At 59.6% G+C, this 24,357-nt stretch carries 24 protein-coding genes; 16 read left to right on the forward strand and 8 right to left on the reverse strand.

All coding sequences use genetic code 11. The features are described from left to right. Positions 1-511: 511 nt before the first annotated feature. The 3 genes from AWB65_RS26900 to AWB65_RS26920 form a co-directional block, all read right to left on the reverse strand. Positions 512-1,126: a hypothetical protein gene (locus tag AWB65_RS26900; RefSeq protein ID WP_125474214.1), complete on the reverse strand. Its 615-nt coding sequence runs from the start codon at positions 1,124-1,126 to the stop codon at positions 512-514. Between the two features lie 923 nt (positions 1,127-2,049). Further along, the gene (locus AWB65_RS26910; RefSeq protein ID WP_087670062.1) at positions 2,050-3,099 is read right to left on the reverse strand and encodes an IS110 family RNA-guided transposase; all 1,050 of its coding nucleotides are present in this window, start codon (positions 3,097-3,099) and stop codon (positions 2,050-2,052) included. Between the two features lie 784 nt (positions 3,100-3,883). Next, complete coding sequence (locus tag AWB65_RS26920; protein WP_235007782.1) at positions 3,884-6,112, reverse strand: two-partner secretion domain-containing protein; 2,229 nt, start codon at positions 6,110-6,112, stop codon at positions 3,884-3,886. 500 nt (positions 6,113-6,612) lie between these two features. On the opposite strand from AWB65_RS26920, the gene AWB65_RS26925 reads away from it, so the two are divergent. Beyond that, on the forward strand, positions 6,613-6,903 hold the full coding sequence (locus AWB65_RS26925; RefSeq protein ID WP_125474215.1) for a hypothetical protein: 291 nt from the start codon (positions 6,613-6,615) through the stop codon (positions 6,901-6,903). A 142-nt stretch (positions 6,904-7,045) separates the two neighbouring features. Here AWB65_RS26925 and AWB65_RS26930 read toward each other — a convergent pair whose 3' ends face one another. The 4 genes from AWB65_RS26930 to AWB65_RS26950 form a co-directional block, all read right to left on the reverse strand. Then, positions 7,046-7,600 (reverse strand): hypothetical protein, encoded by a 555-nt coding sequence (locus AWB65_RS26930; protein WP_087670066.1) that lies wholly within the window; start codon positions 7,598-7,600, stop codon positions 7,046-7,048. 33 nt (positions 7,601-7,633) lie between these two features. Further along, the gene (locus tag AWB65_RS26935; RefSeq protein WP_087670067.1) at positions 7,634-8,251 is read right to left on the reverse strand and encodes a hypothetical protein; all 618 of its coding nucleotides are present in this window, start codon (positions 8,249-8,251) and stop codon (positions 7,634-7,636) included. 1,150 nt (positions 8,252-9,401) lie between these two features. Then, positions 9,402-9,800 carry a hypothetical protein gene (locus AWB65_RS26945; protein ID WP_087658659.1) on the reverse strand — a complete coding sequence of 133 codons (399 nt, stop codon included), beginning with the start codon at positions 9,798-9,800 and terminating at the stop codon, positions 9,402-9,404. 140 nt (positions 9,801-9,940) lie between these two features. Continuing rightward, positions 9,941-10,216, reverse strand: coding sequence for an HU family DNA-binding protein (locus AWB65_RS26950; RefSeq protein WP_087658633.1), 276 nt, complete (start codon positions 10,214-10,216; stop codon positions 9,941-9,943). Positions 10,217-11,129: 913 nt separating this feature from the next. On the opposite strand from AWB65_RS26950, the gene AWB65_RS26955 reads away from it, so the two are divergent. The 14 genes from AWB65_RS26955 (at position 11,130) to AWB65_RS27020 (ending at position 22,374) form a co-directional block, all read left to right on the forward strand. Next, positions 11,130-11,396 (forward strand): MobD protein, encoded by a 267-nt coding sequence (locus AWB65_RS26955; protein ID WP_087670069.1) that lies wholly within the window; start codon positions 11,130-11,132, stop codon positions 11,394-11,396. 18 nt (positions 11,397-11,414) lie between these two features. Further along, entirely contained in the window at positions 11,415-11,786 is a 372-nt protein-coding gene (locus AWB65_RS26960) for a TrbC/VirB2 family protein (RefSeq protein ID WP_087670070.1), read from the forward strand. After that, positions 11,783-12,088, forward strand: a complete 306-nt coding sequence (locus AWB65_RS26965; protein WP_087670071.1) for a VirB3 family type IV secretion system protein — start codon at positions 11,783-11,785, stop codon at positions 12,086-12,088. The genes AWB65_RS26960 and AWB65_RS26965 overlap by 4 nt, the downstream gene beginning before the upstream one ends. Then, the gene (locus tag AWB65_RS26970; RefSeq protein WP_200821808.1) at positions 12,075-14,762 is read left to right on the forward strand and encodes a VirB4 family type IV secretion/conjugal transfer ATPase; all 2,688 of its coding nucleotides are present in this window, start codon (positions 12,075-12,077) and stop codon (positions 14,760-14,762) included. The genes AWB65_RS26965 and AWB65_RS26970 overlap by 14 nt, the downstream gene beginning before the upstream one ends. Next, complete coding sequence (locus AWB65_RS26975; protein WP_087670072.1) at positions 14,759-15,421, forward strand: TrbJ/VirB5 family protein; 663 nt, start codon at positions 14,759-14,761, stop codon at positions 15,419-15,421. The genes AWB65_RS26970 and AWB65_RS26975 overlap by 4 nt, the downstream gene beginning before the upstream one ends. 45 nt (positions 15,422-15,466) lie before the next feature. Then, entirely contained in the window at positions 15,467-15,673 is a 207-nt protein-coding gene (locus tag AWB65_RS26980; RefSeq protein ID WP_087670073.1) for a hypothetical protein, read from the forward strand. Next, positions 15,651-16,067: a hypothetical protein gene (locus AWB65_RS26985; RefSeq protein ID WP_200821809.1), complete on the forward strand. Its 417-nt coding sequence runs from the start codon at positions 15,651-15,653 to the stop codon at positions 16,065-16,067. Before AWB65_RS26980 ends, AWB65_RS26985 begins: the two co-directional genes overlap by 23 nt. 1 nt (position 16,068) lies before the next feature. Continuing rightward, complete coding sequence (locus AWB65_RS26990) at positions 16,069-16,929, forward strand: TrbL/VirB6 family protein (protein WP_087670074.1); 861 nt, start codon at positions 16,069-16,071, stop codon at positions 16,927-16,929. Continuing rightward, complete coding sequence (locus AWB65_RS26995) at positions 16,926-17,600, forward strand: VirB8 family type IV secretion system protein (RefSeq protein ID WP_087670075.1); 675 nt, start codon at positions 16,926-16,928, stop codon at positions 17,598-17,600. The genes AWB65_RS26990 and AWB65_RS26995 overlap by 4 nt, the downstream gene beginning before the upstream one ends. A 112-nt stretch (positions 17,601-17,712) precedes the next feature. Continuing rightward, on the forward strand, positions 17,713-18,534 hold the full coding sequence (gene virB9, locus AWB65_RS27000; RefSeq protein WP_087670076.1) for a P-type conjugative transfer protein VirB9: 822 nt from the start codon (positions 17,713-17,715) through the stop codon (positions 18,532-18,534). Further along, a complete protein-coding gene (locus AWB65_RS27005) occupies positions 18,534-19,787 on the forward strand; it encodes a TrbI/VirB10 family protein (RefSeq protein ID WP_087670077.1) in 1,254 nt (417 codons plus the stop codon). Before virB9 ends, AWB65_RS27005 begins: the two co-directional genes overlap by 1 nt. 15 nt (positions 19,788-19,802) lie before the next feature. Further along, positions 19,803-20,825: a P-type DNA transfer ATPase VirB11 gene (virB11, locus tag AWB65_RS27010; protein WP_087670078.1), complete on the forward strand. Its 1,023-nt coding sequence runs from the start codon at positions 19,803-19,805 to the stop codon at positions 20,823-20,825. Beyond that, positions 20,812-21,747 carry a lytic transglycosylase domain-containing protein gene (locus AWB65_RS27015; protein ID WP_200821810.1) on the forward strand — a complete coding sequence of 312 codons (936 nt, stop codon included), beginning with the start codon at positions 20,812-20,814 and terminating at the stop codon, positions 21,745-21,747. The genes virB11 and AWB65_RS27015 overlap by 14 nt, the downstream gene beginning before the upstream one ends. A 42-nt stretch (positions 21,748-21,789) precedes the next feature. Next, positions 21,790-22,374 (forward strand): hypothetical protein, encoded by a 585-nt coding sequence (locus tag AWB65_RS27020; RefSeq protein ID WP_087670079.1) that lies wholly within the window; start codon positions 21,790-21,792, stop codon positions 22,372-22,374. Between the two features lie 88 nt (positions 22,375-22,462). Here AWB65_RS27020 and AWB65_RS27025 read toward each other — a convergent pair whose 3' ends face one another. Then, the gene (locus tag AWB65_RS27025) at positions 22,463-22,984 is read right to left on the reverse strand and encodes a hypothetical protein (RefSeq protein WP_087670111.1); all 522 of its coding nucleotides are present in this window, start codon (positions 22,982-22,984) and stop codon (positions 22,463-22,465) included. Between the two features lie 369 nt (positions 22,985-23,353). Here AWB65_RS27025 and AWB65_RS27030 point away from each other — a divergent pair, with 369 nt between their 5' ends. Then, positions 23,354-24,277: an H-NS family nucleoid-associated regulatory protein gene (locus AWB65_RS27030; protein ID WP_087670080.1), complete on the forward strand. Its 924-nt coding sequence runs from the start codon at positions 23,354-23,356 to the stop codon at positions 24,275-24,277. Positions 24,278-24,357 lie beyond the last annotated feature (80 nt).

Consider the following 24,357-nt stretch of genomic DNA (forward strand, 5'->3'; position numbering starts at 1 on the left):
TGCCCGACATGCCTTGCATTGCGGGTCGGGTCTGCTACAACGTAAGAGGTCTCCTCGCGCGCATCCTGGCGTGAGCATTGCCCGCCGGGTAAACGCTGCGGCGGGCTTTTCTTTTGCTAAGCCCGCACCTACTGACTAGTCGCCTCGTCGGCGGAAGGCAAAATTGCCGTCGCGGTAAGTGCACTTCTCCTTGGCGCTTCATACCCATCGGCGAAATAGAACTCTTCATCAACGAGGTAGCGTTCGCCCGTGTTAGGTCGACGATTGGCGAGACCAGAGAAAGCGGAGACGGCGATATGCGCTGACGCAGTGCTAAGGCGGTGCAGTGGCACAATCGCGTTATGGTGACGGTGATGGCGAAGGAGGGTGCGAGCAACGGCGTGAAGCGACAGGCGCAGATGTCCGTTCGTGGGCCATGCCGCAAAGCCGACGGTCGGGTTAGATGCGATTGAGCTGGCCTTTTCCTATTTGCACCGGAGCCACCGAGACATGGATGACGCGGTTGATGGACTCAAAAGCCGATGCGCAGGGGCTCCGGATAGTGTTGTGTCAAATCGAAGGTACTTCCGATTTTCCATGCTTTAATTTCCGTCGTCTGGCCGCCATAATCGTTGCAGTCGATGTCCGGGTTGATGTAGCCGCTCGGCGTGTAGCCGCCGCCGGAGCGCAGCGTTACCGTCTCCCTAGGCTTGCTGCTCGCGACGTAGAGTGTGGCCTTTGGCCCCTTGCGGACGATGGCCGCGGGGCGGAGTGGCCCGAACGCCGACAGCAAAACGTACACCTCCCCTGAGCAGTTCGGACCCGAGAAGTATCCAGGGTTGCCATACCACTTCAGCGCCCTTACAGACTCGTCCGCGGGATTGCTGCGAACGACGCTCGCATATACAAGCACGCCCTGTATGTTGAGAATCACCCCGCCCTGAGCGAGACGTTCATAGGGCGTGATGTACCCTCCGTAATTGAAGTACACGAGCTTACCGACGACCCTGCCGTTGGCGTCCAAGAGCTTCGCGACTGGACGGTCCCTGTCATGGCGAGCGCTGTCTTCCTCATCGGCGGCTGCCGCTGGCCATGCTCCTAACAGTGCCGCCGACAGGATCAAAGAATTAACAAGTCGCTTATTCACCTTGCCTCCGCCTTGCGCGCTAATAAAGAAGCCTCACGGCATAGAGCTTATTCCCCGGAACCGTACCGATGAACCTGGGGCTCGCATACGTTCATGAAAGTTTGGTTTCAAGGTCCGATTCGCAGAGGCTCCGGATAGTTTTGAGTTAAATCGAAAATACTTTCGACGGCCCATACTAGCCGTTGCGCTGGCCTATAAGAGCAGCAGTCGACCCCCGGCTCGCCCACCGAACTAATGAGCACTGCCTGCTGGCGGCTGCCGCTAGCGACGTAGAGCGTCACGGTCGACCCGTTGCGCACGGTGGCTGTCGGGCGGAGTACTCCGACGTCGGAGACAACATAGACCGTTCCTGAGCAGTTCGGACCCGCAAAGGCGGCATCTCCGCTAGACCATTTCAGGTCAGTTGCCGACTGCTCGAAGTAGCCGTTCCCGATACGAGTGATGCCCGCATACACGGGCGCGCCATGTATGTTGAGAACTACTCCGGGATACCCTTGAAAGTACACCATCTCGCCGACGAACCTGCCATTAGCGTCGAAAACCTTCGCGACGGGTCCGTCGCTACCATGGCGAGCGCCGCCGTTCTCATCAGCGGCGGTGGCCAAGCATGTCCCAAACAGGGCCGACAACAGAACCAAAGAATTGAAGATTCGGTTATTCACTTCACCTCCGCAGCGTGCGATATAGAGAAAGCCTCCACGGACAGAGCTTATTCCCGAAACGGACCGGTAGAAGTGCGAGGCCGTTCGTTGACCCAAGTCAAGCTGCGTGCGGAGATGCCGGACCGATGTTGCACGCAGGCGCTGGATAGGAGTGCGACTTCAGAATCCCACTCTCAAAGGCTCTGGGTAGCGTTGTGTCAAATCGATCGTACTTTCGACCGCCCATGCGCGCAATTCGCCGCCGTAGTTGACGCTCCTATGTCAAGCGACACGCGTTGAATCCGCCAGATCGGCCAGGATGAGCGGGTACAGTTCCCGGACGATATAGCGCTTCAGGCAGCGATGGATTTCCTTGTTCGACATGCCTTCCTTCGTCCGGCGATCAACGTAAGCTCGGGTACGCGGGTCGCTGCGCATCCGAACCATCGCTATCGTCCATAGCGCGTTATTTGCAGACCGATCACCGCCTCGATTCAAACGATGTCGGACCGTTTTTCCGGATGACGCCTGCAACGGACTTGTGCCGCAGAGTGCCGCCAGCGCAGCTTCGCTTTTCAGGCGTTCGGGATTGTCGCCCGCTACAGCGACCAATACCGCAGCGGTCTGCGGGCCGACGCCGAATCTTTCGCGAAGCCGCCTGGCATGCTGGCTGGTCAGGTCGTCGAGCATAGTGTCGAGTGCTTTGAGCTCCTCTGCCAGCGTCAGCCAACGCTTCGCCAGCAATCGCAACGTGGTCGTGAGCGTTTGCAACATTGGCGTTTTTCCCAGCGACCGAAGACGGACGCAGCCCTCAATGCATTCTGCAGTCTTCACTTTCAGAAGGCGATCACGGATTTCTTGGGGGGCGCTCACGAGCAAAGCTCGTAATTGGTTGATAGCCTGCGTCTTTGCCTTGACTGCACTGCGTCTGGCAACAGAGACGGCGCGCATCGCCTCGGCGGCACCGGACTGTTCCTTTGGAATAGCCGTAGCACTTCCGGAGAGGACCGCACGCGCGGCGTTTTCAGCATCAGTAGGATCGGACTTCCCTCTGGATCGGCGCATCGCGCGATCGGGACGATTGACTTCAAGCACCTCGATCTCATGATCGCGCAGCACGCGGGCCAATCCTGCTCCGTAGGTGCCGGTCCCTTCAACCCCGGCGCGGCGTAAATGGCCGAACGAACTCGCCCATGTCAGCAGATCGAGATGCCCTGCCGTGTCGGTCGAAACCGATCGCGTTCCGAGAAGCCTGCCTGTGTCGTTGATCACAGCCCCGACATGCGTATCCAGATGCGTGTCAACGCCTAGAATTACTTCATTTTGTGCCATGCGTATATCCGTTGTAGTGGGCACATCGCCAACCCCAATCGCAGGACAGGACACTCACGGTGCAGAACAAAGCTCCTATTAGGTCACAGACGCTGGGCCCGGCAACGCTCGGGGAACGCCGGAACCCGATCGACAGGTCAACACCAAGGCAGCTCGGCCAATCCCAGCACGGGTCAGATCGGGCCGACGTTCAGAAGCGATCTTAGACTGAGTATCCCAGCAGTCGGTACCCCAAAGTCCCCCCGCCGAGATCGCCGTAATCCACTGCTGTCGCCCGCGGCTGGCGACGTACAACGTGGCTATCGCTCCGTTGCGCACGATGGCTGCCGGGCGGAGCGGTACCGCGGGGGGGACCGTACTAAGATAAGGCGCTCCTGAGCAGTTCGGACCCGTAAAGTGCGCAGCGTTGCCCGCCCATTCCATCTCAGTGGCGGACTTCTCCCCTTGATCTAGACGGATACGAGTGATGCCCGCATACACTGGTGTGCCATGTATGTTGAGAATGACCCCAGCCCCGGGGTCGCCAAAGACGTCGAAGTACTCCAACTCGCCAACGAACTTGCCATTCGCGTCGAAAAGCTTCGCGACTGGGTGGTCCCTGTCATGGCGAGCGCTGTCTTCTACGTCAGCGGCGGAAACCGACGATGCTCCCCACAGGGCCGACAACAGGACCAAAGCATTTAGTCGCTTATTCACATTGCCTCCGGTGCGCGCAAACTAGAAGCCGCCATCCTCGCGAAAGCGCCGCGCCGCTTCGCCTCCCTCATCTCTGCTTTACGAGCGCTCACTGCGCATCTTGTTGCCAGCGCAGGATCGGATGCGTGCCTCCCGCGGGCATCACCCACGTGCCGGTCGGACTGAAGTCCCACGTCGGTCCGAAGCTCGCGGCCATGCTCATCTGCGCGGTCGTGAAGCCGTTGGCGGCGGGTAGCGCATCGCCGCTGTACACGCTATTGGTTGCAGTGGTCGCCTGCACGTCCCAGAAGACGTTGTCCGCGATGGCTCCGTCATTCGTAAAGGCTACACCGGCCTTCTGGTCGGGCGGCCCCAGTAGCGTGAGGCGCGTGGTAGCGAACGATTCGCTAATCGTGCCGGCGTTATACGAGACCAGGCCGCTGGCGTACCAATACATTGTCGCGGCGCCGGCCGCATAGGACTGGGTGATCGATCCGTAGTTCGCGTCGACCAGGCCGGCGCCCGATGCATGCGATCCGCCGCTTACCAAGCCGCTCGCGAAAGACTGGACGATGCGGCCGTTATTGACGACGACGAGGCCTGCAAACGAGCCTTGGTCGTTGAGCGCGGCACTGCTCGACGAGCGCTCGATCGTCCCGTCGTTCTCCACGACGAGGCCGCCGGCGCGCCGGGTTGAACCGATGCTGCCCGACGCATGCGTGTTCGTGATGAGCCCTCGATTTCGTAGCGCAATGATGCCGCCGCCGAGCCCCGCAAAGATCCCCGATGCGGTCATCGTCGCATTAACGCTCAGATTGCGCACGACGCCTGTCGTTCCGATCTCGCCGAACAGGCCCGTCGATTCCTGATATTGGTACAGATTGCCGATGGCGTGACCCATGCCGTCAAACTGTCCCGTGAACGTCGCAGTCGCTCCTCCGATTCTCTGGAATTGATTCGGCCATCCCCCCAAATCGAGATCCTTGCCGAGCGCGTATACCCCGGCGAGATTTTTCGTTACGTTCTCGAGACCCTCTTTAGAATTGACGAGCTGGTACGCGGTCGCCTGCGTGTTCAGGCCGCTGAACGGCGCGGGAGCCCACGACGGATTGCTCCTCACGGTGCCAGCGATGTAAGCGCCGTTCGTGTCATGGAGCGCCGCGACGACGCCGGTGCTGCGCGACCAGTCGATGGTGCCTCGATTCACGACGCTAGCGCCATTATCGATGCTGTTTGCGTCGGCTCGTAGTGTGAGGTTGCCCGCGCCGTTGTTAGCGACCGTTATAGTCCCGCCGATCGTCACATCGTGCTGTGCCTTGAGCGCAAGTGTTGCGTCGCCGTCCCAGCGCAGCGTCGAGTGGAGATTGATGTCGCCGCTCTTGCCGTAGGCGCCCGTCGTGTTCAGATTGACCGACGTGCCGCTCGACAGGCTACGGGCGAGGATCGCCGCGGCCACCACTCCCACGTTGAACTCGGGCGCCGTCAGATTCCAGCGTGCCGCATCGATTACGGCGTCGTCGAGATGGAGCGTATAGCCGCTCGTCTCTACGACGCCGCCGTTGCCAACTGGATTCGATGCCACGACATGGGTGTGGACGTGCGCCGTACCACGGTCGGCCACGAGCCACACGTGACCATCGCGCGTGGCGGTGCCGGTCGCGCGCAGTTCGCCTTGATTACCGGCGAGCGCGAAAACATTGCCGTCGGCCGCATTGAGAGCGATCTGCGCGGCGCTGATCGTGCCCTTGTTCACCACATCGCCTCGAATACCGGGTTCCACGAACACTTGGCTGCCGCTCGACGAATCCTTCAGCAACACCTGTGCGCCGGTGGCAAGTTCCGCCGTGCCCACGAGCGCCTCGATCGAGCCGACGTTTTCGGCCCGCTTGCTCGAGATCAGGAATACGTCGCCGCCGCTCGAACTGATCCTGCCAAGATTCACGACGACGGCATCGCTTGAACCGCTCAAGTTGAGCGAGCCGCCGTTCATGAAGGCGTCATCGCTGAGGTCGAGCGTGGAGGCAACGAAGCGGCCGCCGGTCGTCACAACACCACGCGTTCCTATCAGCACGCCCTGCGGATTGACCAGGAAGAAGCTACCGGTGGCGTTCAGTCTTCCGTCAATGACCGAGCGATCAATGCCGGTCACCCGGCTCAGCGTTGCGCCGGCGCCGTTATTGACAATGACGCTGTTTCCATTACCGATCGAAAAGCTGCGCCAGTCAATGACCGCGCGCGGCGTGCTTTGGGTGATGTTGAGCGCAGTGCCGTTCGACGAGATCGCACCGGCGCCTGCAACAAAATTTCCCCCGTTCGGGAGAGGGCCGGCGGCGAGCACACATGCTCCATGTGTGAGCATCCCGCATAACAAGGCGGACCAGTATCGTTGGCGAGCGTGACGAAGGCCCAAGGTGAGGGGCGCTTGCTTTTGCATAGCTAAACCACGAGGCACAAAGTCCTGCATGACTCCTCCCGCAACAACCAATACTAACCAGCGTCAGTGTCCGGCGAAGGTCTAATGTAAGGATAGACGCTATTCGATCAACTTCAATGGCGTGGCGGAAGATCGACGCTGCAATGAATCACGGGCCGGGGCAAGCGCCAACACAGCGAGCGACTGGGTGAGCGGCGCGTTCCTTTCAATCCCTGAGGCTTGCTGTGCCTTGTCTTTCGCTCCGTTGTAGTTTTTATGCCTAAACCGGCCCACGCGAAACGGACGGGCCTGCGCGAATACGGCATGCTGGCGGAACGTTATCTGCACGAGTTCGATTCAAAGTGGCTGGGGGCGGCTCGCCTGCCAGTAAGGCGTTGGTGAGTAGCGTTGACATTCAGTCGCTTGTGGATCTCGCCAACATTTTCGACGTGGTCTGGACGATGCGGCTCGTCGGCGATTACCGAGGACGCCATCGTGCGCCTCACGGCTGCGGTACTTTCCCGATCGTGCCGCTGGGACTGACGATGACGTCCGCAAAGGATCTGCCGGAGAGACTGTTCGAATTGTTGTTCCAGGCGTTGGCCTTCCTTGCCCGTGCGCTATGGATGACCGTATTGGCCGACCTATGTTTTCGTCTGGAGTGGCAGGACTGCTCGACTCTGACGGCTCGACCGTCGGCAACGGGTCGAAAGTGACGTGGGGCGAGCGACGTTGTGAGCAAAACGATCGGTTGCGCTGTTCGCCGACGTCGGCGCATGGGCATTCGAACGTCCATTTACATCGGGTTCAGCCGATCACTCACCGCCGTAATGGCAACGGTCGGCAGGCCTTGGACACTTAGCGTCCAACATGCAGCGGTTCAGGGAAGCGCGCTGTCAGGTCGAGCGACTCTCCGACTACCCACGCGGGAAAATCTCCCTGTTCGACGAAGTTTCCGCAGTCGTTTCCATAGTCCTGGGAGCGAATGCTGACGTACTGCGAATGTTCGTCCTTCGCCACATGCAAGACTGCCTTCGCCCCTTTGCGCTCGATGGCAGCCGGTCGCAAGGGTCCAAGCGCGTAAGGAATATAGGGCGTGCCAGTACAGTTCGCGCCGGAATAGGACGGGCTCACACCGCTCCATCGGAGTTTGCTCGCTGACTGTGAGCCGTCAGGCGCCTTCTCAAGCGCAAAGCTGACAAAAACCGGTGCACCTTTGACGTTCATGATGACGCCGCCGTCGGATACGGCTCCCCCCGGCGCATCGATTACGATGCCCACCAGCTCATTGTTCGCGTCATACAGTTTCGGGGTGTTGCCCTGTCGTTCGCCCGCATCCCATGCGTGAGCCAACGCTGCACCGCTCGCGGTAGCCAAAACCGCGACAGTCGTCAGCATCTGAAAGGTTCGCATGTTCTCCTCGCAATGGTTCGCGTGGTCGGAGGTTCATCGACCGATGCGCAGAGGTTCTGGAAAAAGTTGAGTTAGGTCGACGGTGCTTTCGACAGACCAGGCCTTTGAGACGTAGACCGGGGCGCCGGCATAACAAGATCCATAGCCACCTATGCTCGAACCCATAGTGACGGTTTGGGAGAGCGTATCCTTCGCGATATAGAGCGTCGCTGTGTTCCCCTTGCGCTCGATTGCGCTCGGACGGTATGGGCCCCCGTCGTAGTAGATGTACGGGGTACCCGTGCAATTTGGATTAGAGTAAGCGAGCTGCGGATACTGCCACACGAACTCGCTGTTGCTCAGCGCGTCGTTGGTTTGGTAGCCGCCTGCGCGCGAAAACCCGGCAAATACGAGAACGCCGCTGAAATTGAGCAGAACGCCGCCGTCGTAGTCGATCCCGCCGACGTAGATAACATCGCCGATAACAGTCCCGCGGGCGTCATATAGCCGAGCCTTGGGACTTACTTTCTCGTGTCTGCCTTGGAGAGTCCTCGAGCCTCCACCCTGGTCGTTGCCATCATCCCACCGATCATGCGCCGAGACGAAGGTTGTAAAAGCAGCCAATGCGAGGAGCAAAGCGAACTTGGTCGCGAGAAACAGTCGACGATTCACGTGACTTACTCCGATGTATGGTGAACGGCGCGTCCTAACCCGGCGAGGCGAGCACGCCGGTTAGAATCCGACGCGCAGTGGCTCAGGGTATCTGCTCGTCAGGTCAAAGGTGCGCTCAACGCGCCAAACGTCATTGGGCACGGCGTAGTTCCCGATGCAGGTTCCGCCCTCCAAATTGGAGACAAGGGTGCGATGCTCTTCGCGTCCTTCCACTGCAATAAGCAGCGTCACCTGTGAGCCCTGCCGCATTATCGAGACGGGCCGGAGGGGGGAGTTTATGTACCAGATGTAAGCGGTCCCAGTGCAGTTGGCGCCACCATAAAAGGGCTCGCTTCCACTCCACCGCATTTGCGTCGCGGACCGGGTAAATCCTCCATCGAGCGAAATCCGCTCGAAGCCGACATATACAAGAACGCCGTCGATATTGAGAACAACACCCCCATCGTCGCTACTTGTTCTGCCAAGCGCAATGTCGCCTACGACCGTTCCTCGCGCATCGAAAAGCTTCGGTGTCGGCGCTCGTTCCCGCCATGGCCGATGCCAATTTTCGGTTCTGTCCGGGTCGCGTTGGACATCCCTACTATCTTGAGCATGACTAATAAGCGGTGTCGTCGCGACACTCGTAAGAAGCATCGTGAATGTGCAAAGCTTCTTAACCAACTGCTTATCCACGTTACCTCCGCTGTTTGCTCGCGTGAGTTATCCGGCGGATTTCATCTTATGCCCAACTTTTCAAATATCCAAGTTAAAGACGGTGCGACCTTGTCATTGATGGCTCTGCCGAGGAAGGTGCAAGCGGGGCGCGGTCGGTTTGGTCTGACCCGGCTATCCGCCTATCCTTCTTTTTCCAGATTCAGATCTGTGATCGCCGAAACTCGCGTCGACGAATAGTGGGTGTGGGCGCGCGACATGCGTTGAAGGAAGTTGCAGACGGCCTTAACGTGGGCGCAGCGCTTGGACATTATTAAGAGGTATGAACTAGAAGGGGCGTCATCTAGCGGCCGCTCGCAAAGCGACGGCGGAGCCATGGAGAAATTAGAACATGACCGAGCGCGAATCCGACGTGGGCTGAGCTCCACTTTATTCGCGCAATTTTCGCCCTCGAGCCGTGTGATTTTGTCAATTCGCAGCCCCTGCGGCCTCAACGGCTCTAAGGTCTGTCGAGGTTCGGCCCAGGTATTGGCGAGGGTGCGGTCCCCGCGAGAAAGCGCAAAAGCCGCTGTTCAGCCTCCATCACCTTGTGGCGAGGCGCGGTCGCCAATTGGGTGTCATGCAGCGCGAGCAGCGTTTCAAAAGCCGGAATTGTGTCTTTGGCCAGAATCCATTCGTCGGACCTGCTCGCAAGCTCGAGCGCTGCCTCGACAGCGTATTCTGCCTTCTTGTAGCATTCAACCGGTTCGTTGCCAAAACCCGCCTGCTGAAGAAACCAGGTGGTATAAGCGACGCGAATGAGTTCGTTGAACAGGTACTCGCTTCCATGCCCATCTCTGCATGCGGCAAGTGCAAGATGGGAAGACAAAGATCGCTCCCGCGCGGACGCCTGGTTCATCGGCAGAAGCATCGCCTTCGTGAGAGGTTGACGCGCAGAGGACCCACCCTTTCGGCTACGCTTCGAACCCATATGCCCTCTCGCCAGGCTCGCTCAAGCGTTCTACGACCCGCAAGCCCAATCGCATCGCTGACGATTTGTCACGTGTTGACAGCGTCCTTAAACGCCTTGCCCGCTGTGAACTTGACCGTTTTTGCCGCCGGGATCGTAAGAGCTTCGCCGGTCGACGGATTGCGCCCGCTCCGCTCTGCGCGAGCGCCGGTCGAAAATGATCCAAAGCCCATCAGTTGCACGGCCTCTCCTCGGGTAAGCGCCTGTGTTACCGATTCGAGGATGGCGTCGATGGCCAAGCTCGTGCTCGCCTTTGTGCCCCCGGTGGCGGCGACTACTGCTTCAATTATTTCCTGCCTGTTCATACTTCCATCCTAGAAAATCCGGTCGAGCCGTCACGCTACCGCATCTAGGCGCAATCGCGCAACCGACGCAGTGGAAGTTGCTACATGGGAGAGAAATGAAGCTGAGAGCCAATAGGCGAAAACGGCGACAGCGAGCGCGGGAACCGTGCGATTGTTTGAGGCCCCGGGGGGAGGTGGCGACGTTGGGGCATCGACACGCACGGCAAACGGGTGACGCCGGCTCGAGATGCGTCGAAAATTTCGAGCCCAATGGCTGCCGAGCTCGACCGGGCGTCATTCGCGGCTTTAGTTTCTCGTGAAATCGGCGGGGGTCGGCCGCCGTTAGCTCCAAGCGTTCGCGAGCAGCTTTCGTTGTGCGACTGCCGTCGCGGAAGATTCTCAGGGTCTTGTGTCATCCGCATTGGGCGTGAGCCAAAAATGCATCTCAAGTGCCGCGCTCGCCATCACGCATTCAACGGAACGCGATCTGTGCCTCAGGACGAACCCGACGCCATGCAGATCGACAACAATCCCAAGTTCGAGTTCGAGTGTTTCCATGTGAGTTCAACGCATTGGAAAGTCTGAAAAGATTCTGACAGAGGCAAGGCGCTTTCAGGACCGCTGTACTGGCTTCACGCGACGACTATTCCTCGTACATTGGCCGAGCAAGACCGACTTCCCGGCAGGCATGTCGGCTTGTGATTAGTCTCTCAACCTCGTGGCCCGCATTGCTCCTAGCGATCTTCCTATATCTCAAAAACTTCCTTGCATTCATCTGAAGGTTGTGCTTTTATACAGTGTAAGGTCAACAAATCGCTTCCGGCATTTCACAAATAATGTCGAACGTGGAATATTGACGCTGAAACGTAGCAAGCCGCTGTTGTCCGTGGCATTAATTCCGTCTTCGCCGAAACCGCGCAACGACGGAAAAAGAATGCTCACGCTGACCAAAAAAGAGTTGACGGTCCTCGACCAAGCTCAGCCGGATTACGAAATTCATTTGATCGAGACTGAGCACGGCCACAGCCGATGGTGGCTCATGAAGGTCAAGCTACCGACGCATGACATGGTGTATGACGTCGTGACCGCGCTCGGAAAAATCAAGCTGTGGAAACGCCTGGATATCGCCGTCGATTTTATTAAAGAAAGTTGTCCGCGTACTCAAACCGTTTGCATCGTTTTTTCCAAGAGAAACGAATAAACCTGAGAGGTGTTTGCCATGGGCCAGCTGAATGACCATAAGGAACTTACAGTCGGCCCTTGCAAGGGCGACAGCGTCGACCGCGTGCTAGAGTTCATCGCGAATGCGCTGGTGCTCCTCCTGGTCTTGCTTCCCGAGATCGCTCAAGCCCAAGACGCAGCGGGCGCATTCACCGGCATTACCGCATTTCTGAAGTCCATTACCAACCTGCTCATCTTCGAGTGGGGCTACTACATCGGCATCATCACCCTAGCGATCCAGGGGATTCGCTGGAAAACCGGGCGCATCGACCTGATGACGCTCGGCGGGTGGGGGTTGGGGATTGGTCTGGTGTTCTTCGCACCGAACATCGTGGGCGATATTCGCAATCGTGCGAGTGGCCTGGTATGAGCCAGGTCGAGCACGACCTTTTGCCCGATGAAGCGGAAACACTCGTCGCGGCGATGACCCGACCCACGATGGTCGGCGGCCTGACGCTCACGAGTCTCGCGATCAGCTTTTATTTTCCTGGCATGACGGCGCTCATCACGCGCTCGCTGTGGGCCGCGGCCTTGGTGCCCGTCCTGCTGCTGATCAGCTATCTGGTCTGCCTGAAAGACGTGTACCTGTTTGACATCCTGGCCGCCGCCACGCATCTGAAGACGTGCCCGAACAAGCGCTTATGGGGATGCCGTCGCTATGCGCCTCGCTGACGTCTTGAAAGAGCAGTTCGACATGTCGCTGTCGATGCCGACACCCGACGGCGCGCGCGCGAACGCCCGCGAGAGGGCGTTGAGCGAGATGATTCCGTACACCGTTCACTACGATGACGAAACCGTCATCACCAAGGACGATGGCGTGATGCAGGTCATCAAGCTCGATGGACTGTATTTCGAGTCGTTAAACGCCGCGCAAATCAAGCAGTTCGAGCGTCGGCGCAATACGGTGTTGCGCTCCATCGCGAACAGCGACCGCGGCATCTATGTGCACCTGATTCGTCGCAAGGTCAATCAATATCCGGCAGGCGAGGGCGGCACGTGGTTTTCGCGGCAGTTCAATGCGGCCTGGCGCGCCCGCTACCAGCAGCGCCCGTTCTACGTGAACGACATCTACATCTCGATCGTGCGCAACCGGTTTCGCCAGGGCGTGCCGGGTATCCTCGACCGCCTGTTCTCCTTGGTGTCGGGCACGACGATCACGAACGAGGTGTTGGAATCGTTCGACGAACAGGTCAAGGACGTGAACGAAGCGGCGAACCTGATCACCCAAACCTTGGCGAGCTATGGCGCCCGGAAGCTGCGCATCCAGCGCGCACCCAAGTTTTCTGTCGATCAGGTGACGCGCGCGGATGCCGAGGCCGCAATCGTTCGGTTCGGCACGGACTGGCCAGCGTTCCTGCGCGAACACGGCGACCGGGGCGTCTATCGGCGTGACGACGTGCTCGACGCGCTCGGTGCGGACTACACCGAGATCGGTGGCTTTCTTCATTACCTGATCAATCTCGAAGATGAGCGCGTGTCGGTCACGGAACTGCCGCTCGATCGCACGCTGGCTGTGTCGTGGCTCGACTTCAAAACCGTCAGCAACACGATGGCGGTGCAAAACCTGAGCGGCATGCGCGCGGGCGCGATGCTGAGCATGGCCGAATGGCCGTCGCGCACGCCTTCGCGGATGCTCGACGAATTTCTCAGGCAACCCGTCGAGTACATCATCACCCAATCGTTCTTCTTTACCGACCGGATCAGCGCCGAGCACGACATGCGGCAGGAACGCCGTCGCATTGCAGTGAATGATCACGAGGGCGTCGCGCAGGAGGACAAGGACGAAATCACCCAGGGCCTGCAAGACTTAAGTCGCGGCCGCTCGGTCAATGGTCTGCATCACCTGAGCATGCTCGTGCATGTACCGGCCACGACGACCCTCGACGACCCGGTCGTCAACAAAGCGCAAACGTTTGCGGATCTCGATGCCGCGGTCGGACGGTTGAAGAAAGCGTTCGTGAATCTCGGGGTGAAGCCGGTGCGCGAATGGTTTGCACTTGAGACCTTCTTTTGGGCGCAATTGCCCGGCCAAGCGCAGCATTTCATGGGCCGGCGCGGCAAGATCAAATCTGGCAACTTCGCGGGCTTCGCGTCGCTGCACAACTTCGCCACCGGCAAGATCGACGGCAACCTGTGGGGACCCGCGATCATGCCGTTCGAAACGGAGAGCGGCACCGCATACCACTTTAACTTTCATCGGGAGATGGAAGGGATGGTCGCGGGCAGCCTTGCCATGGCGGCCGATAGCGGGGCAGGTAAGACGACGCTGCTGGCCGCCTTGATTGCAATGGCCGACAAAGCCCGGCCGCGGGTGTTCTGGTTCGACAATCGCGAAGGCGCGAAGGTGTTCATGTGCGCGATGGGCGCGCAGCACACGACGCTGAGCCTGCAAGGGAAAACGGGCTGGAATCCGTTCAGGCTTCCCGATACGCCCGAAAACCGCGCCTATTTGATCGAGCTACTGATGCTGATGCGCACCTGCTACGGCGGCACGTTGATACCCGACGACGTCGAGCGCTTCAAAAAAGCAGTTCACGAAAACTACGAACTGCCGGAGGAAGACCGGCGCTTGCGCAACGTGGCGTGGTGCTTCGGTCAGACCGAGCTCGCCAAAGACATGCGCATCTGGCACGGCGCGAACGGTCACGAGGGGGCGAACTGGGGCGTGTTCGATAACGAGCACGACTGCATCGATCTGAACACCTGCCGATACTACTGCTACGAGATGCGGCAACTCATCCGAGACGGTGCGGCGCGTCCCGAGTTGCCCGTCGTGCTGAGCTACCCGTTTCATCGCATCGAGCAGGCGATGAACGGCGAGCCGTTCATCTTGGTGCTCGAAGAAGGCCAGAACCTCGTCAAGCACGCGTATTGGCGCGACAAAATCGACAGCTACATCATGCAGATTCGTCGCAAGAACGGGTTGCTGATTTTTGTGACGCCGGATGCCAAGTACCTGTACAGCGAAACCGACTCGATTCAGAAGCAGACGGCGACCAAGATTTTTCTGCCGAACGGCGAAGCGCGGTATGCCGATTATGTCGACGCGCTCGGGCTGACACCAGCTGAATTCGAGTTCATCCGCGATACGCCGCCGGAACATCGCACCTTCCTAATCCGACGGGGTAACGAGTCGATCAGAGCGAAGTTCGATCTTTCTGAGCTACCCGAGTTCATCCCGGTCCTATCTTCCAACGACAAGGGCGTCGCGCTGATGGACGAGATTATTCGTGAGCTCAACTCCGCCGACCCGGAGCGGTGGGTACCGGTGTTCATGGCGCGTGCGCTCGCGAGGAACACGCACAACCTCAGGGCAAAGGAATCTCAGGCAGGAGCTCAAGCATGAAAAGGATTTTCGTGAGCATCGCGATCGCCGCTTCCTTCTGCGCATCGATGCCGGCAGCGGCGACGGGCATTCCGACCTTCGACGCGGCGACAATGAGCCAGCTGCAACAGCAGTTCCGTCAATTGCAACAACAGTACGAAACGCTCAAACAGCAGTACGCGGCAGTGACGGGGAGCTATGGTCGCGGGCAACTGGGGCTGAACGAATCGATCCGCGCGACGTCGGTGGTGCCGGGATCGTGGCAGGAGGTCGTCGCGCAACAGCAGAACGGGGCGTTTGGCTCGCGGCAAAGCTTTTACGAGAAGCTCATCAATACGATGCCGCAAGACCTGTTCGCCAATCCGCAGGCGCAGACGGCGACGACCTACAAGATGAGTACGGATTCGGTGCGCGCCGCGATGGCGGGCGGCGACTCGTTGTATTCGGAAGTGCAGACACACCTGATCAATCTGACCCGCATGAGCGAGCAGGTCGATACGACGACGAACGTCAAGGATGCTCAAGACTTGCAGAACCGCATCTCGAGCGAGAACGGCATGTTGCAAAGCGCGATGGCGAAGCTCAACGCGATGAACATGAACTTGCAAGCCAACATGTTGAATCAGCAAAACCAGGCGACGGCGGCCACGCAGAAGTATTTCCGCCGCACGGGCGAGTGAGCCTCTCGGAAACGAGAGACCGCCGCCTCACAAGGAGTCACCGTCGTGAAGATTCTTGCATTCCTGCCCTTTCTCCTGTTCTTACCGATGATTGCGCTCGCGCGCAAGGGCTGTCGCCTGTTTGCGCTGCTGGTGCTCGCGGCGCTGATTGGGGGCTGCGCGGGCGCCTCGAACAAATTCGACAAGTCGCCGTGTGCGTGCGAGTTCGAACGTCTCAACATGGAAACGGATGGAGGCCAAGGCGATGCGTAGCGTCTGGATGATTGTTTCGGGCCTCGCCACCGTCGTCGCGATCGGCGGAGCGGTTTATTACTTCTTTCCAAAGCAGCCGGTCGAACCCGTTGTGTCTGAAGCGTCGAGCATGCCTCAACAGCCATCGACCGGCAGCCGTGTGCTCGTTGTGCCTGCCGGAAACCCTCTACTGACCGCTGACGCCGCCCAGTTAAGCCGCTGGGTGTCGCTGTATCCAATCCGATGTGGCGAAATTGTCTTTGAGAAAGCGGACGCAAATGCGAAGAACTACTCATTCTGCATCGCCGAAATTAGAAGGCGGGTTGCGACTGCCACTGGTCAGCAGTTGAGTCGCGATGAGGTGCTTGACCCGCGCGTCAGAGTGCATTGGCGCGATGTGATGGGAGCGAAGTGACATGGCCGCTATGAGCCTACAGGGTTTAGTCGGTGCAGCCGACGGCGTGACGCAGTCTTTTCTGTCGCAGACGTACCCAGCGATCGCGAACGCCATTTCAACGCCCCTTTATTTCACCGCCATTCTCTATTGGGTGATTTTTGGCTACAAGATTTATGCCGGATATGCTCCCGTCCTGTGGAAAGACATGTTGGCAAAACTCATCATGACAGTGGCCGTGTTCGGAACACTCAGTTGGGGCGGCCTAGCTCAGATCGTCTACAACGCGTTTGTTTCGTTCATGGAAGGCGCCGCTGCCACGGTCATGGCGGGCAAACCAACGGCGCAGATGCTCGACGGGTTATGGGAAAACGTAGACGCGGTCTCGGGAAAGCTTCGAAATGTGGACTTTTATCAGTTTGCAATGATTTGCGACGGCATTCTTCTATTCGTCGTGAACTGTGTTCTGTTTGCACTAGCGCTTGTTTACATGACCATCGCAAAGTTCGGGCTGGCCATCACGATGGTGCTGTGTCCGCTGTTTGTTGGCTTTCTGATGTTCCCTGAAACCCGGCAGTGGTTCATGAACTGGGTGAGCAAGATGCTTACCTTTTGCTTCATCTATATCCTGGTAATCGCCATCGTTCGCTTCGGTTTTTTAGCCTTTGGTGACGCCATCGATACAGCAGGAAGAGTGGCGAAATCTGACGAGTTGGCGACGAGTGAGCAAACTGCGCAACTCGTCATTGTCGAAGCCGTGCTGATTCTGTTCATGCTGGGCGTTCGTGGCTGGGCTTCTGCGCTGGCAGGCGGTGCTTCGTCGTCGACGGGGACACTCTTGATGCTCGTGCGCATGGCCATGCCTCGCGGAGGCGGCAGATGAGTTCCGGTGATGCGACGTTCCTCGGTGACGCGAAGACGCAGGCCGCGCAACTGGGCGGGTCAAACAAACTGAAGCAGGAGCGCAACCGCGCGTATCTGTTTATCGGTCTGTTGCTGATCTGTTTGGCGAGCCTCGCCGGTGCCGTGACGGTGCTTGCGAATATCCATACGGTGATCCCCGTGGTATCCGTCATCGATGCGAACGGGCACGTCGTCAAACAGCAGGTTGTCGACAAAGAGATCCTCACCGGGCAGGAGAGTTTCGTCCAAAGTCAGGTGTACGACTTCATCATGTACTGCAACACGTTCGACCCTGACTGGCGGCAGCGCTTTGCTGATCTCTGCCGGCTGCACTCGACGCAAACGATCGCCGCTCAGTACGACGCGGAAACCAGCGCGGACAACCCGAACAATCCGTACTACCAGATCGGGCAGGGCGGCCGACGGTATCCGAAGGTCACTGGCATCACGTCGCTGGGCAAAGACGCTTATCAGGTCTCGTTTCAGTCGATCACCGAGAAGCCGGGCAGCGCACCAAAGATCGACTACTACACGGCTTTGGTTCGCTACACCTTCACGTTCAAACCGCTCGCGCTGGGCGACCGTTGGGAAAACGCGCTGGGCTTCGCGGCGACCGCCTATCGAAAAGATCAAGAGCTGAGCCGCCAGTGATCCGCGCGGTAACGACTCCGTACTCGGCTCGGTACCTCATCACTCAGCTCAGTACCGGGTTCGATAAGCCGCCCCGTAACGCCCGTTTCGATTCGCAGAAGGGAGATGCACCATGCGACCCACCGTACTTCCTCTCGCTATCGTCCTGTCAGCCCTGTCAGCCCTCTCGGCCATTTTGACGGGCGGATCGATCTCACTCGTGTCGATGCCGGCGAGCGCGGCGAAGTTGCCGCGCCCGCTCGTCACCGATGACCGGGTCAAACAAGTGGCCTTTGACCCGAATCAGGTCTATGAAATCGTCGGAACGTATGGATACCAGACCTCGATCGAGTTTAGCAACGACGAAACGGTCAAAGTAGTCACGGTGGGCGATTCGATTGCGTGGCAGACGGTCCCCTACCAGAACCGGCTTTTTCTGAAGCCGGTCGAGCCGAACGCGGCCACCAATCTCACGGTAATCACCGACAAGCGCACCTACTATTTCAAGCTCAACAGTGGCAAAAGCCGCGCCTCGATGACGTTCCTGGTCCGCTTCGTCTATCCGAACGCGAACATGAACGGGGTCGTCAGCGCGCCCGCCTCCCGCCGGGCGAGCACTGGGATCGATCCGGCACGGCTCAATCTCGACTACGGCACCTCGGGTAACAAGGCGGCGATTCCGCTCGCCCGCGCGTTCGACGACGGCCAGTTCACCTACTTCCAGTTCGCTCCGGACGCGGAGATCCCTTCTGTCTACACGGTCGGATCCGACGGCACCGAGTCGATCGTCAATACACGGCGCGAGGGGCCGTATCTGGTGGTCGAACGCACGGCGAGCCTCTTCACGCTACGCAACGGCAATTCGCACCTGTGCGTGCAGAACAACGCGAATCCGTATAAGCGCACCGCGGCGGCGCCGACGGAGATGGCGGCGGTTGCGGTTGGAGGCGGCTGATGAGCGCTCCAACCAACCTGCCGGAGGATGACCGCGAGGCGGCGGTTCGCGAATGGGAAAAACAGACCCACGCCTCATTGGTCGTGGGCAACCGGAAAAAAAGCATCAGCGGCGTCGCGATGGTTGCGCTCGCAGTCGCCGCGCTCGCCGCGATCTGGTACTGGAAGCAGGGTGGCAGCGAGGTGGCCAGACCTGCCGCCGGTGCCGAGCTGGACATTCCGGAACGTAAGCCCGTTCCCAAGCTCAAGGCGCGCGAGCCGGCCATCATGCCGGCGGCAACATCTGCGCCGAGCGCGACGCCGGCGAGCGCTACGCAGGCCGATGATCCGATGAAGGTTCAGCGCGAGCAAATGGAGATGCAGCGTCGGGAGCAAGAGCGGCGCCTCCTTGAAGCGCGCATGAAGTCCGCCATCATGGCGCCGAACACCGGCAACCAGGCGCCGACCTCCGCGCTGCCAAATGCTGGCGCTGGTGGCGGGGGTACGGGTAATAGTGGAAGTGGAGTCGAGCAGGGGCAGCCGAGTGCAGGCATGTTGGGCGCCGGCAGCGGCGAGCGCGGCGCACAGGACCCGAACACGCGCTTCGCCCGAGCGCTGTCGGGCAACGGCGTCGCAGTCAGCCAGGCCAATCAGATTGAGAATCTGCCGTACAAGGTTTTGCAAGGCAAAACGATCGAGGCCGTGCTCGAGCCGCGGGCGATCTCCGATTTGCCGGGCATGGTGTGCGCAACCATTCAACGCGACGTGTACGGCGCGCAAGACCGGATCAAGCTGATTCCGTGGGGCTCGCGCGTGTGCGGTACCTACAACGCGGAGGTCCGCAAAGGCCAGGATCGGCTGTTTGTGATCTGGAATACGGTGCGCCGGCCCGATGGCGTGCAAGTGGCCCTCGACAGCGCCGGCGGCGATCAGCTCGGCACGGCAGGCATGGGCGGCATGGTGGACAGCCACTTTGCCGGAATTTTCGGTATGTCCGCGCTGTTGTCGATCATCGGCGCCGGCGCCTCCAATGTCGGCGTCGGCTCAGGCGATCAGTACAACTCGGCCGCTTACTACCGGCAGTCGGTACAGCAGGCCGCCGCGCAGACGTCCCAACAAGTGCTGGCGCCGTACGCCAACATCCCGCCGACGATCACCGTAGCAGCCGGCTCGCGGATTCGCATCTATGTGAACAAAGACCTTGATTTCACTCCGATCTATTCGGATGAAATGGAGGCGTCCAGACGCGCCGATGGCGTGACGTTCATCCAGTGAGGGCAGGGCACACCGATGTCGGAAATCGCCTCGTTTCGCGCCAAGCTGTCGCTGCTGACCTCGTATCTCGATGATCCGACGATCACCGAGATTGCCGTCAACCGCCCGGGTGAGGTGTGGTTAGGCCGACAGGGTCAGCGTTACATGCAGCCGGTCGACGTCCCGGACTTGAATCAACGGCTGCTGGACTCGCTCGCCGAGGTCACGGCCGCCTACAGCAATCAGGAAAGTGACCGGGAACGGCCGCTGTTGTCGGCGACGATTCCGATAAATCTGGCGGAAGGGGTCGCCGACACCGAACGCGGCGGCTACCGGGTTCAGGTCGTGCGCCCGCCTGCGGTCGAAGAAAAGACCCTCGCCCTGTGTATCCGAAAACCCACCCTGCTCGATATCGGCCTCGCGGAATACACCGCGCAGGGCGCATTCAACACGGTGAATCAACCCGCGGACGACGAGCACTATTCGGATGAGCGGCTGGCGGAACTCCACGCAAGCGGGCAATGGGAGGAATTTCTCCGCGGCGCGGTGCGCGCCCATAAGAACATTGTGATTTCGGCTGGCACGAATGCGGGTAAGACCACCTTACTGAACGCGCTGCTCAAAGAGATTCCTGAGTATGAGCGGGTGGTCACGATTGAGGATTCGCGCGAGATCCGTCCGCCGCAGCCCAACTGCCTGCACCTACTGTACTCGCGCGGCGGTCAGGGCGTGGCGAAGGTCACCGCGGTGGATCTGCTCGAAGCGTCATTACGCTTGACGCCCGACCGCGCCATCATGGGCGAGTTGCGCGGCGCCGAAGCCTATTCGTACCTTGAACTGCTCAACTCCGGGCACACCGGTTCGATCACCACCATTCACGCCGATAGCCCGACGCTGATGTACGACCGTCTGTCGCAGATGGTGATGCGCTTCGGTGCGTCGATGGGCAAAAGTCAGATTATCGATTACGCGAAGTCGCTGATTCAGGTGGTCATCCAGTTTAAACGCGCAGCTGACGGGCGCCGCTATGTGTCGGAGATTCGATATGAAGGCGCCTGACGCGATGACGGTCGTGCTCGGTGTGATGACTGCTATGTCGAATGCGCACGCGCAAATGCCGACACAATCACCAACGCAAACACCAACACGGGAGGTGCCGCAGCGATTCGAGCAACTGGCCGCTGAATGTGCGCCAGACGTCCATCCGATGACGCTTAAGGGCGTGGTGAGGACTGAGTCGTCGGGTAATCCGTACGCGATCGGTGTCGTCGGTGGCCGGCTTGCGCGTCAGCCGCGCAACCGGGAAGAAGCGCTGGCCACAGCCCGCGACCTGGAACGCCAAGGCTTCAACTTTTCGGTTGGCCTCGGCCAGGTAAATCGCTACAACCTCGCGAAGTATGGCGAGACCTATGAAACGGGGTTCGAGCCGTGTCGAAACCTGAAGGCCGGTAGCGCGATCCTGAAAGCATGCTTTGAGCGCGCCCACACGCAGATCGGCGACGAGCAGCAAGCGTTACGGGCCGCGTTCAGCTGCTACTACTCGGGCAACTTCACGCGGGGTTTTCGAGCAGAACGCGCCGGCCAGCCGAGCTACGTGCAAAAGGTAGTGGCCAATGCGACGGACACAGCGCAGCCAATCCCGGTTGTGCCGGCCGTTAAGCTCGAAAGCGCCGACGACGCGGCGTCTGTTAGGCGGGCCGGCGGGCCTTCGATGCCGGCGAACTCGACCCGGCTCACGACACCGGCGTGGGTGATCTTTGCTGACGCTTCGCAGCAGGATCAGCCTGCAGCGATGCAGCCTGAATTGACCAAAGAGCCAGTCGACACTGCCGTCGTCAAAGTTCGGTTCAAGACGCCGGCGGGTGCCGCTGCTCGTGCAGGGCAAAGCACGACACTCCGTGGAGCAGACGAGGGGCGCAGGCAGCGCTCGACGCCGAACAGCATCCAGCAGGATGCGCCTTTCGTGCAGTTCGTAGACTGACAATTTCTCACACGCGGGAAAGCGATTTCAGGAGAAGAGGCCATGATGAAACTCCTTGTCGTACTCTCCATCACAGCCGCTGGCACATGCGCCCACGCGTCGGACTATGGATGCAAGGTGCTGCTGTGCCTTGCCAATCCCGCATCGAACGGCGGCCCAAAAGGGATGACGCAATGCGAACAGCCGATCAATCAGCTTTACCACGATCTGAGCAAAGGGCGGCCATTCCCGAGCTGTGACCTGTCAGACGGAAATGACGGTTCCAGCTACGCCCGCCAAGTCTACGATCAATACGACCCCTGTCCAACTCCCCTGCACGCGGTGCTGCGTGGTTCCTATGTGACCGAAGGACGGCGAAAAACAAATAGTGCGACGGGGTATGGGTGGGGCGGTGACGGGTCGTTTGTGCTGACCAAACCACTGCAGGTATCGGAGCAAGGAGAATACGACAATAGCCCGGGCGCGCGGGCCTGCGTTGGGAAGTTGATCGGCTCGTACACCGCCGGTAGCTTCGACAATCCGTACACTGTGAACGTGTTTGATACGGTGATTTGGCAGCCGGCGCAAACCCCTCGGGCCATCGACGTTTTTATCGACCACACGTGGCAACAACGCGTGCGCTGGTAGACGGGTGGTAGAAGTATTGATTCATCTGCATCGCTGGGTCGGTCACGCGCTTGGGGAGCACCAAACCGCGTCGTCACACGGCTTCGCTTCAAGAGGTTGAACCCGGCTGAGGCCAGGGCCAACCGCGCTTTTCGTCGGACGCGCCCCATTCAGTTGAGCTCGCCGCCTCGTTCGGCTTTTCGACCGGCGTTTCTGTCTCGGGCGCAGCCTGGATGTCTTCTGGCGTGACGTCGGCCTTGATTTCAGGAAGTCCTGTTCCGAACCACTTCACTTTTTCCTGAATTTGCATCGCAAAGGCCTCCCAGCCGCCCGGATCTCCTTCGAACAATGCGTGCTGCACGGATGTTGCCAGCGCGTCGTGATTCAACTCCTGCTCGAGCAGTTCCTTTGGCCAGAGCGAATAGGCGCGCGTCGCTCGTTGGGCAAACTCGGCCGCACTCATCGTAGGCGCGACTCCACGAAGAAAAGCGAATCGTTGTAAAGACTTCTCATCTTTGGTGAGTTGCGCGACAGATGCGTTGGGGCACTGAGTGTTCGCCAAGCAATTCATGGCTTCCAACATGTCCCCAAGATGCAGCAGCAGTTCTCGTCTGTCAAAACGGTCGTCCAAGGCTTCCTCCTGGTTACGGTACTGCATCATTCTAGCGCCCGGAGACCTCGAGTCGGCGAACCGTTGCGTGAGCGCATGCGGGCCTCGTTAGTTGATGACTCGAGCACCAAGCAGCGCCTGGTTGAGCAGACATGAAGCATGTGCTTGCCGTCTACTATGGTCCAGACTTTGGGAATCGGTCTGAAGGGCATTGTGAAGTAACCAACGATTCCGCTGCGATAAAGGGATGGTGCATGTGCTAAGGACCATCGAAGCCGTGCTTGCTAGCAACCCCCGGTAACACATCACTCCCTCCATAGACTGTTTCGGGCTTCGTGAATAGCGTGAATGGTGGCATAGTGCGGACGTGACGTCCTTAAGGAGACCGTTATGCCCACCCTCGAACAAATCCAAGGAAAAATGAAGCGACTTCAAGCACAGGCTGAAGGCTTGATTGCAAAACAGTCGAAGACTGTCCTCGCTGACATCCGAAAGCTCATGGACAAGCACGGACTGACGACCGCGGACATCGAGGCGCACTCCGCGACGAAAAAACGCGTTGGCCGACCGGCAGGTGGAACTTCCGCAAAAGTGGTCAGGGGCAAGGGCGCGATCGCATCGACTGCGTCGAGTTCAACGAAGGGTAAGCTGCCACCGAAATACCGCCACCCGAAAACGGGCGCGACGTGGAGCGGCCATGCTCGCCCCCCCGCCTGGATTGCGAAGGTTCGGGACCGTACGAAATTTCTGATCGACGGTGCTGGCGCTATGGCGGGCGAGGCGGCCGGCGCGAATGGTGTGAGCAAGACGAAAGCGGCGCCCAGGAAGGTTTCGCCCGCGGCCAGGACCGTCGCAAGCCAAGCACGGGGCAAAGGATCCCTACCACCGAAGTATCGTGATCCGAAAAGCGGCGCGACCTGGAGCGGTCACGCCCGTCCGCCGGCCTGGATCGCCAATGTCCGGGATCGCACGAAGTTCTTGATCGACGGAGTCGTCGCCGCTGCAGCAAGCGGCGTCGCGGCGAAAAAGCCGACCGCCAAGAAGGCGACAGTCAAAAAGGTGGGGGCCGCGAAGACCGCAGCGACCGGGACGAAGTCTCTCGTCAAAAAGACGGCGAAAAAAGCGCCGGTTGCGTCGGTGAAACGCGTAGCCGCCAAGAAAGCCGCAAAGCCTACCGCTAAGAATGTTGCGAAAAGCAAAGCAGTAAGCCGTAAGTCGGTCGCCGCGAAAAAAGCGGTTACGCCACCTGATGCGCCGGTCGCTCTTGCGTCGACGGCCGCACCCGAGACCGGGAGCGTACCGGCAACGGCGTAGCGGGATGGCATCGGCGCACCTTGCGCGTCGGCTTGATAAAAGAACGCCCCTCGGACGATCGTCTTGAGGGGCGTTTTGCC

This window comes from Caballeronia humi (assembly GCF_001544475.1).
In the GTDB taxonomy this organism is placed as follows: Bacteria; Pseudomonadota; Gammaproteobacteria; order Burkholderiales; family Burkholderiaceae; genus Caballeronia; species Caballeronia humi.

What these genes read in the sequence shown, in the direction of transcription:
- AWB65_RS26910 (WP_087670062.1), bottom strand. Translation starts at nt 3,099, where the DNA reads ATGGCACAAAATGAAGTAATTCTAGGCGTTGACACGCATCTGGATACG.
- AWB65_RS26930 (WP_087670066.1), bottom strand. Translation starts at nt 7,600, where the DNA reads ATGCGAACCTTTCAGATGCTGACGACTGTCGCGGTTTTGGCTACCGCG.
- AWB65_RS26945 (WP_087658659.1), bottom strand. Translation starts at nt 9,800, where the DNA reads ATGAACCAGGCGTCCGCGCGGGAGCGATCTTTGTCTTCCCATCTTGCA.
- AWB65_RS26950 (WP_087658633.1), bottom strand. Translation starts at nt 10,216, where the DNA reads ATGAACAGGCAGGAAATAATTGAAGCAGTAGTCGCCGCCACCGGGGGC.
- AWB65_RS26955 (WP_087670069.1), top strand. Translation starts at nt 11,130, where the DNA reads ATGCTCACGCTGACCAAAAAAGAGTTGACGGTCCTCGACCAAGCTCAG.
- AWB65_RS26960 (WP_087670070.1), top strand. Translation starts at nt 11,415, where the DNA reads ATGGGCCAGCTGAATGACCATAAGGAACTTACAGTCGGCCCTTGCAAG.
- AWB65_RS26965 (WP_087670071.1), top strand. Translation starts at nt 11,783, where the DNA reads ATGAGCCAGGTCGAGCACGACCTTTTGCCCGATGAAGCGGAAACACTC.
- AWB65_RS26970 (WP_200821808.1), top strand. Translation starts at nt 12,075, where the DNA reads ATGCGCCTCGCTGACGTCTTGAAAGAGCAGTTCGACATGTCGCTGTCG.
- AWB65_RS26975 (WP_087670072.1), top strand. Translation starts at nt 14,759, where the DNA reads ATGAAAAGGATTTTCGTGAGCATCGCGATCGCCGCTTCCTTCTGCGCA.
- AWB65_RS26985 (WP_200821809.1), top strand. Translation starts at nt 15,651, where the DNA reads ATGGAGGCCAAGGCGATGCGTAGCGTCTGGATGATTGTTTCGGGCCTC.
- AWB65_RS26990 (WP_087670074.1), top strand. Translation starts at nt 16,069, where the DNA reads ATGGCCGCTATGAGCCTACAGGGTTTAGTCGGTGCAGCCGACGGCGTG.
- AWB65_RS26995 (WP_087670075.1), top strand. Translation starts at nt 16,926, where the DNA reads ATGAGTTCCGGTGATGCGACGTTCCTCGGTGACGCGAAGACGCAGGCC.
- virB9 (WP_087670076.1), top strand. Translation starts at nt 17,713, where the DNA reads ATGCGACCCACCGTACTTCCTCTCGCTATCGTCCTGTCAGCCCTGTCA.
- AWB65_RS27005 (WP_087670077.1), top strand. Translation starts at nt 18,534, where the DNA reads ATGAGCGCTCCAACCAACCTGCCGGAGGATGACCGCGAGGCGGCGGTT.
- virB11 (WP_087670078.1), top strand. Translation starts at nt 19,803, where the DNA reads ATGTCGGAAATCGCCTCGTTTCGCGCCAAGCTGTCGCTGCTGACCTCG.
- AWB65_RS27015 (WP_200821810.1), top strand. Translation starts at nt 20,812, where the DNA reads ATGAAGGCGCCTGACGCGATGACGGTCGTGCTCGGTGTGATGACTGCT.
- AWB65_RS27020 (WP_087670079.1), top strand. Translation starts at nt 21,790, where the DNA reads ATGATGAAACTCCTTGTCGTACTCTCCATCACAGCCGCTGGCACATGC.
- AWB65_RS27030 (WP_087670080.1), top strand. Translation starts at nt 23,354, where the DNA reads ATGCCCACCCTCGAACAAATCCAAGGAAAAATGAAGCGACTTCAAGCA.